The 4,620-nt window shown below is 70.7% G+C and carries 5 protein-coding genes and 1 pseudogene; 2 read left to right on the plus strand and 4 right to left on the minus strand.

The annotated features are described in order from the left end of the window. A pseudogene (locus EQG76_RS20695) lies at nucleotides 1–1,243 on the plus strand (NAD-glutamate dehydrogenase domain-containing protein); the annotation flags it as partial. Nucleotides 1,244–1,265: 22 nt separating this feature from the next. Here the strand turns inward: EQG76_RS20695 and EQG76_RS20700 are convergent. After that, the gene (locus EQG76_RS20700; protein WP_159716231.1) at nucleotides 1,266–1,490 is read right to left on the minus strand and encodes a DUF3072 domain-containing protein; all 225 of its coding nucleotides are present in this window, start codon (nucleotides 1,488–1,490) and stop codon (nucleotides 1,266–1,268) included. 63 nt (nucleotides 1,491–1,553) lie between these two features. Then, the gene (locus EQG76_RS20705; protein ID WP_159716232.1) at nucleotides 1,554–2,153 is read right to left on the minus strand and encodes a TetR/AcrR family transcriptional regulator; all 600 of its coding nucleotides are present in this window, start codon (nucleotides 2,151–2,153) and stop codon (nucleotides 1,554–1,556) included. Between the two features lie 97 nt (nucleotides 2,154–2,250). On the opposite strand from EQG76_RS20705, the gene EQG76_RS20710 reads away from it, so the two are divergent. Further along, nucleotides 2,251–3,048, plus strand: coding sequence for a crotonase/enoyl-CoA hydratase family protein (locus tag EQG76_RS20710; protein ID WP_200840981.1), 798 nt, complete (start codon nucleotides 2,251–2,253; stop codon nucleotides 3,046–3,048). On the opposite strand, the gene EQG76_RS20715 is transcribed toward EQG76_RS20710, so the two are convergent. Continuing rightward, nucleotides 3,032–4,108, minus strand: a complete 1,077-nt coding sequence (locus EQG76_RS20715) for an AI-2E family transporter (RefSeq protein ID WP_159716233.1) — start codon at nucleotides 4,106–4,108, stop codon at nucleotides 3,032–3,034. The genes EQG76_RS20710 and EQG76_RS20715 overlap by 17 nt on opposite strands. 22 nt (nucleotides 4,109–4,130) lie before the next feature. Then, nucleotides 4,131–4,620: aromatic amino acid lyase (locus tag EQG76_RS20720; protein ID WP_159716234.1), on the minus strand; the 490-nt coding region annotated here is incomplete at its 5' end.

Here is a 4,620-nt window from a genome sequence, read left to right on the forward strand (position 1 = left end):
CCTCACTCGCAAGCAGCGCGACCTGCTCCTGCGCGAGATGACCGACGAGGTCGCGGCCATGGTCCTGCGCGACAACACGCTGCAGAACCTGGCGCTGTCCACGACCGAGCAGCGTGGCCTGGAGCTGATGGATTCGCAGATCGGCCTGATCCGCTCGCTGGAACGCAGCGGCCGGCTGGTGCGCAGCCTGGAGTTCCTTCCGGGTGACGAGGAGCTGGCCGAGCGGCGCCGCGAGGGCCAGGGCCTGACCCGGCCGGAGCTCGCCGTGCTGATGGCCTATGCCAAGATGGACCTGTTCGACGGGCTGTGCACCGGCACGGCCGTGGACGATCCCTATCTATCCCAGGAGCGGCTGCATTATTTCCCGCGGCCGCTGCGCAAGCGCTTTCCCGAGGCCATCGCCCGGCACCGCCTGGGGCGGGAGATCGTCGCCACCCGCCTGGCCAACGGCATGGTCAACCGGGCCGGCATCTCCTTCGTGCGTGATCTCGCCGATGAGACCGGCGCCACCGTCGACGAGATCGCCCGCGGCTACCTGATCGTGCGCGAGGTGTTCGAGCTGCTGCCGGTCTGGGGTGCGGTGGAGCAGCTCCCGGCCGCCAGCGGGCCGGCGCAGCTCGCTTTGCTGACCGAGCTCACCCGCACAACGGCACTGGCCGTGCGCTGGACGATCGTGCACGACCTGGCAAGCCTGCCGCTGGCCGACACGATCGAGCGGCTCCATGGCGGCATCCATGCGCTCCGGACCCAGATCGAGCAGCTGGCGCCGCCGAGCTTCGCCCAGTGGCTGCGCGGGCGCTGCGAGGAGCTGCAGGGGCTGGACCTGCCGGTCGAGGCGATCGACCATCTGGCGGTGCTGCCGCTGGCCACCGTGCTGCTCGACGTGCTGCGCATCGCCCACGATACCGGCATCGCGGTCGAGGAGGCGGCGCGCGTGCGCCTGGCGCTGGACGAGATGCTGGATACCGGGCGGATCGCGCAACTAGTCGACCGGATCGCCGTGCGCAGTGCCTGGGACCACGAGGCCAAGGCGGCGTTGCGCGACGAGCTGGCGGAGATGCTGCGCCGTGCCGCCCACGACCTGCTCACCAAGGGCGAGACGCTGGAATCCTGGCCGGAACGGCGCAAGGCCGCGATCGAGCGCTACCGCGGCGTCCTGACCCGGGCCGAGAACGAGGCGACGGTAGACCCCGCGGTAGTCGGTGCGGTGGTGCGCTCGTTGGGCCGGCTCACCGCGGGCTGACGCCCGCCCATATGAGCCGAGTTCAGCGGCCGACCTTGCCCTTGATCTCGTCGATCAGCCGGGACGCCTCGGCCTTGGTGAGCGGGCCGTCGGGCGGCTCGACCTTGGCCTCCTCGCACAGCGTGGTGAGATAGGAGGCCTGGGCGCCGGTCATCGGCTCGTCACCCGACACCCAGTCGTCCGGATCCTTCTCCGTGTTCGAGCCGGGATGCGGGTCCAGCTTCGGGTTGTCTGCGGCGTTGCTCATCTGGTCCTCGGTGTTCCTGTTATGTTCGGCAAGAACCCGGAGGGGTCGGTCCCGGTTCCCTCGTCAGGCGGCCCCGGGCTGACCGGCCCGCACCGCCGCGGCCTCCAGCAGGGCGCGCGCCGCCTCGCCGGCCGCTTCCATGTAGGCGGGGTCGCGGTGCAGCAGGATTACAGCGAAGCCGCCATCCAGCAGGAGCACGACCTGCCGGGCGAGCAGCCCCGGCTCCGGCAGCTCGCCGCTTGCGAGCTGCTCTGCCAGCCAGACCTCGAAGCGCTTCTTGTGGGCAGCACCGATGCGCATCGCCGGGTGGCCCGGCAGATTGGCGAGCTCCGCAGCCGTCCGCAGGAAGCCGCAGCCCTTCCAGCGGGGCTGCGCCACCGTGTGCGCTAGCCGCTGGAAGATCGCTTGGACCTTGAGCGGCAGCGCGCCCCCGGCTTCGGCGAACCAGCGCTGGAACAAAGCGAGGTTCGGCTGGTCACGGGCCTCCAGATAGGCAGCGACCAGCTCGTCCTTGCTGCGGAAGTGGTAGTAGAGCGTCCGCTTGGTCACCTTGGCCTGTGCCGCCACCGCATCGACGCTCACCGCCCGGATTCCCTGGGCGTAGAACAGCCGGCTCGCCGCCGCGATGATGCGTGACCTGGTGCTGGGAAGGGCAGGGGCCATGGGTCCGAGGTATACCGACCAGTGAGTATCCACAAGCGGGCGGCCCGCACTAGCCTGCAGGCGATCGGAGCATCCGGCAGCAGCAGGAGGGATCGTCATGAACGTGCTGGTCGAGGTGGCGGAGCGCATCGCCCTGGTGACCCTGAACCGGCCAGACCGGCTGAACGCCCTGGATTATGCCACGGTCGACCGCCTCCAGGCGCTGCTCGACGGGTTCGAGGCGGATGGCGGGGTGGGGGCAGTGATCCTGACCGGTGCCGGGGAGCGGGCCTTCTCGGCGGGCGCCGACATTCACGAGTTCACCGGCAGCGTCCGGGCCGGCGCCGTCACGGCCCTGCGCGATTTCGTCCTGCGCGGCCAGCGGTTGACCACGCGGATCGAGCGGTTCCCCAAGCCGGTGATCGTGGCGGTGAACGGGCTGGCCTATGGGGGCGGGTGCGAGATCACCGAGGCGGCACCGCTGGCACTGGCCAGCGAGCGAGCGAGCTTCGCCAAGCCGGAGATCCGGCTGGGCATGCCGCCGACCTTCGGCGGGACCCAGCGGCTGCCGCGCCTTGCCGGCCGCAAGCGGGCACTGGCCCTCCTGTTGAGCGGCGAGCCGTTCAGCCCAGCCCACGCGCTGGAGATCGGGCTGGTCAACCAGGTGGTGCCGCACGAGCAATTGCTGCCTGCGGCACGCGAACTGGCCGGGCGCATCCTGCGCCACAGCCCGGAAGCGATCGCCGCGGTGCTCGCGGCCGCCACGGGCGGCCTCGATCTTAGCATCGCCGACGGGCTGGCGCTGGAGGCCGAACAGTTCCGCCAGATCGCAGCCAGCGGCCGGCTCCTGCCGGGGCTGGAAGCCTGGGCGGCCAGTCGGGGCCAGGATAGGCGTGCGGTCAGTCCGGCAGGATGATCCGCGCCGGCCGGCCGTGCCGGCGCTGCTGGGTCCATTCCAGCACCAACATGTAGACCACCGCCAGTAGCGTCGGCCCCAAGAATACGCCGAGCAGGCCAAACGCGAAGGCGCCACCCAGCACCCCGATCAGGACCAGGAGGAGAGGAGTCTTGGTGGCGCCGACCTTGTGGATGAGCCAGGGCCGGATGACGTTGTCCGAGCTCGATACCGGCACGGCACCCCAGATGATCATGAAGATCGCCCAGAATGTCTCGTCCTGCTGGAACAGCCACAGAGCCGCAGGCACCCAGACCAGCGGCGGACCGATCGGGGTCAGCGACAGCACAGCGGTCAGGATGCCCAGGAAGGCCGGCGCTGGCAGGCCTGCCAGCCAGTAGCCGATGCCGGCCACCACACCCTGGATCACCGCGGTGCCGAGCATGCCATAGACCACGCCCTTGACCGTGCTGCCGGCGACATCCAGGAGCCGCTTGGCCCGCGCGCCCGTCAGCCGTTCCAGCCCGCCCTGGACCCGGCCTGCCACCGCCTCGCCGTCGCGGTAGAGGAAGAACATGATCACCAGGCTGAACGCGAGCTCCAGGAGCCCGGTGCCGATGCCGAGCCCTGCGGTCAGTGCGAGCTGCGCCAGGTTCTCGGCATAGGGGGTCAGGTAGCGCAGGATCGCGAAGCCGCTCTGGGCCGCGTCCCGCCACTCCTCGGCGATCAGCGGGCCCACCAGCGGCACCGCTTCCACCCAGCCGGGCGGGGGCGGCAGGCCGGTGGCGAAGACCTCGCGCATCCAGCGGATGCCGAGCGTCATCTGGTTGCCCATTGACGGCACCAGGGCGGCGAGCGGCACCACCAGGATCAGCAGGGCACCGGTGACCATGGTGAGCGAGGCCAGGCTCGGGGAGAGACGGCGCTGGCGCAGCCAGCGATAGGCGGGCCAGGTCGTGTAGACCAGGATGACCGCCCAGGCGGTAGCGGACAGGAACGGTGCCACCACCAGGTAGCTGGCGGCCAGGAGGATCGCCAGGGCGGCGACTCCCAGCACCTGTTCGAGGCTGGGCTGGTTCATCGGGGCCACCGGGAGGGCAGGGTCATGCGCCGGCCAGCCGGCCGGCCAGCACGGCAGCGGCCAGCGTCGCGATCTCGGGCGCGAGCATCCGGTCGTCCTCGAGCTTCGGGCTGAGCTCCCGCACGGTCGCGATCGCCGCTTCGAGGGCCGGCGACGAGCGCAGCGGGCGGCGGAACTCGATGCCCTGGCAGGCCGCCATCAGCTCCACGGCCAGGAGATGGGCGAGGTTGTCGTTCATCTCGATCAGCCGGCGCGCGGCGTAGGTGGCCATGCTGACATGGTCCTCCTGGTTCGCGGAGGTCGGCAGGCTTTCCACGGCCACCGGACCCGCCAGGTGCTTGTTCTCCATCTGCAGGGCGGCCGCCGTCACCTGGGCGATCATGAAGCCGGAGTTCAGCCCGGGTGCGGGGGTGAGGAAGGCTGGGAGGAGCGAGAAGCCGGGGTCGATCAGGAGCGCGATGCGCCGCTCGGCGATCGCACCGATCTCGGCCAGGGCGAGCGCGATGCGATCG

This window comes from Geminicoccus flavidas (assembly GCF_009806515.1).
GTDB classification, from domain to species: Bacteria; Pseudomonadota; Alphaproteobacteria; order Geminicoccales; family Geminicoccaceae; genus Geminicoccus; species Geminicoccus flavidus.

Bases quoted from the DNA above. Each gene is read 5' to 3' on its own strand.
- EQG76_RS20715 (WP_159716233.1), bottom strand. From the start codon at position 4,108: ATGAACCAGCCCAGCCTCGAACAGGTGCTGGGAGTCGCCGCCCTGGCG.
- EQG76_RS20700 (WP_159716231.1), bottom strand. From the start codon at position 1,490: ATGAGCAACGCCGCAGACAACCCGAAGCTGGACCCGCATCCCGGCTCG.
- EQG76_RS20705 (WP_159716232.1), bottom strand. From the start codon at position 2,153: ATGGCCCCTGCCCTTCCCAGCACCAGGTCACGCATCATCGCGGCGGCG.
- EQG76_RS20710 (WP_200840981.1), top strand. From the start codon at position 2,251: ATGAACGTGCTGGTCGAGGTGGCGGAGCGCATCGCCCTGGTGACCCTG.